This is a genomic window from Streptococcus mitis, assembly GCF_001579035.1.
Lineage (GTDB): Bacteria > Bacillota > Bacilli > Lactobacillales > Streptococcaceae > Streptococcus > Streptococcus mitis_J.
Map to the genome: position 1 here is coordinate 302,082 of NZ_KQ970287.1, position 1,397 is coordinate 303,478.

A 1,397-nucleotide genomic window follows, 5' to 3' on the forward strand; every position below is an offset into this window, starting at 1 on the left:
CTTGTCCAAGTCGTCTCGTTTTGTAAATTTTACAGCCATAGGTGTACCTCGATTCTAAATTCTACCTCTATTATACTATTATTTTGAGGAAAAGGGAAAAGTTAAAATTGAGTATCTAACGAATAATAGAGCTTGATATATCCTAATATACACCATGATTGTGATATAATAGTTGTGGAATAACGGAGGAAATGATGGAACACGAAAAAATCGGTCAGGTGACCGACGAAGTAAAAGAAATTTTTAATATTGTTCTTGGAGCGAGCGACATAAAAGTCAACAAAGACGGTTTGAGAAGCCATATGATAAAACGCCATCACAATGATGTGATTCATCATATCGAAGATCTGGAACTCATACTAAGTAATCCAGATTTCGTTGGGGTCAATCCACGAGAGAAAGATGCTAGTTTTGAATATGTTAAAAGATTTGATGATAATGTTCTTGTTGCCATCAAGTTACATAAAAGTGGCGATTTCTTTTATGTTCCGACCATGTATCGCTTACAAGATTTCAAGTTACAAAGTCGTATTAAGTCTGGTAGATTGAGAAAGCTTGACAAAAAAAGTAGATAGTGCTAGAATAACATTAACGAAAGACATTTGAGGGCAGAAAGGTTCCTGCCGCACCTTGAAAAAGGTATCTGAGATGCTGGGTACACCGACCAGCCAAGTGTCCGTTATTTCAAAGGAGGGAGCTTAAATGCTCCTTTTTTGTTTAAAAATTTCAAAAAAGATTATCCCCACCGCAGGCTCAGGCTTGCGATTTTTTTTATTTCTCAAAAACATGCATTTTGAACGATTAGAAACAGCAATCTAAATCCTATTCTTCACCACAACAATTAGGATAAATAATTTTTAACACGAGGGTCTCCCTTCACCAAATTTGAGTCTGCCTATCCCTTGACTATCCTTTCACAAACGAGTCGCTTATTCAATTATAAGTTTACGTGCTCCTAGTCACCGTTAGTTGTGCTTGATGGAAAGAATGACACCTATAAATATGCGAGGTAGTAGCTATACCACTCACTTATTCACCTTCCCGTGATTTGTAGTAGTGATAGGCTTTCTCACTATTATTATAAAACAAAATAAAGAGCACAACACTTTTTCATTCTGTGTTGTGCCTTGAGTGAAACGAAAGGAATTAATTATAAAAATTTGAAAAGTCAATGTGTTATTCCAGGTCAGGAACATCTTCCAGAACTGGCTATTATGTCTGATCCATTAAATACTTTTGATGTCATGGATTGGTTAAAAAAGGTGGCAATGCTCTCTAAGTACAAGTTATTGCACTATAGAATATAAATCTATTCCCCAACTTATGTTTTAAAATTGTAAGAGATAATTTGAATAATATTAGCTTGTGGTATAATAGATTCATGGATAAAAAAATAT

1 protein-coding gene is annotated in these 1,397 nt (G+C 34.8%); it reads left to right on the forward strand.

Features of this window, described 5'->3' with window-relative positions; translation table 11 throughout:
* Positions 1-194: 194 nt before the first annotated feature.
* Positions 195-575, forward strand: coding sequence for a PBECR3 domain-containing polyvalent protein (locus tag SMIDD26_RS05915; protein WP_061439466.1), 381 nt, complete (start codon positions 195-197; stop codon positions 573-575).
* Positions 576-1,397 lie beyond the last annotated feature (822 nt).

What these genes read in the sequence shown, in the direction of transcription:
- SMIDD26_RS05915 (WP_061439466.1), top strand. Translation starts at nt 195, where the DNA reads ATGGAACACGAAAAAATCGGTCAGGTGACCGACGAAGTAAAAGAAATT.